A 1,444-nucleotide genomic window follows, 5' to 3' on the forward strand; every position below is an offset into this window, starting at 1 on the left:
AGCCCGGATGACAGCGCTCTTGCGGTTGAGGTGATGAACGTTAGCGGGACGCTGCAACCTACCGGACGGAAAATGATTTCAGAAATAGGGGTTAATGAAAAAATTCTGGACAGGTTACCGGACGTCTCAAGCTCAGTTAATAAAGTCCCTTTGTTTAACGATGAAGACGATAACGTCCCGGTATGGCTCGAAAACGGGAAATTAAATGCGGTGGCGCTGGATGATAACCTTCGTGACGTATCTGACACTAGCTTTCCGGGAAAAGTCCCTCTGTTCCACGACGATGAAGGGAATGTACCTGTCTGGCTGGAAGGTGGAAAATTAAATGCGGTGGCGCTACATGAAGGTCTTCTTGCAGGGGTGCTGACAAATGATGAGTTTAACAGCGCCATGCAGAAAAAAGTTCTTAATACTACTGGGGCCACTGCCTGGAAATTCCGGGCAAAAAAATCCAAGCTTGAATTATCTCTGCCTTCTAAATTGAAAATTGGGTTCACAGGTGATTCATGGACAGAACATAATACTATTCCACAGGTGTTTGCTGACTTTTTTTATTCAAAATATGGTAAATCAGGAGATGGCTGGATTCAGTTAAATATTGACAACCCCAACCAGATAAATGGAATTGTTTTAAACCGTAATGGCTGGGCGGTTTACGATGCATCAGGTAATGCGGTCCCGGCATTCCCAACCGCGATGGACGGGATGTACATTTACACAAACACAACAACTTCAACATTAACGCTAAGTAATCTGTTTTCATCGTCTGTGCAAATTTTTTACTACGATAATAACGGGGCGTTCCGCTACTCATTAAATGGAGGAACGCCAGTAATAGTTACTGGTGCCGGGACAAATAAAATTGTCAGTGTGACAATCTCGGGGCTTGATGTTTCCGTTGCAACGACGATTAGTATTGATTCTGCTGTAAACGCAGGCACTGTTGTGATTTACGGATTTTACTCAGAGGGTACCGGGAACGGGGTCGAGATCAATAAGATGGGTAATGGTGGCATAACAGCGCCGCAGTACATCAAAACTCTCCCTTTTCTCTCTCAGACAGGCGCAGTGGTAGCCCCTGATCTGTTGATAATGATTATCGGAACCAACGATTTCAGAACCAGCGTTACCCTTCAGGCATTCCGTGACAGCCTGTCTTCGTGGATTGAAGCCTGGAAAGCGATCATTCCGGACAGCTCAATAATTATGGTTGCGCCTCCACAATGCAATGCATCTGGCGCAAACCCATTATCGTCTTTCCGAGACGTTATGCGGGATGTTGCCATTAACGAAGGCGTTGAGTTTTACAGTATGTATGACTTTATGAATACATCCTACGCAAAAAGCAATGCTCAAGGTTTATGGAAGGATAATCTACATCTGAGCAATGTCGGGGCTCGATTCCTCCTCAATCAACTGAATAAATATTTTCTGGAGCAATAGT

At 44.7% G+C, this 1,444-nt stretch carries 1 protein-coding gene; it reads left to right on the forward strand.

Annotation, left to right across the window (positions count from 1 at the left end; translation table 11 throughout):
- The coding region (locus tag RRF55_RS27095; protein ID WP_439419200.1) for a GDSL-type esterase/lipase family protein at positions 1–1,443 on the forward strand (1,443 nt) is incomplete at its 5' end.
- Position 1,444: the final 1 nt, after the last annotated feature.

Source organism: Klebsiella sp. K47, assembly GCF_051858335.1.
GTDB lineage: Bacteria > Pseudomonadota > Gammaproteobacteria > Enterobacterales > Enterobacteriaceae > Klebsiella > Klebsiella pneumoniae.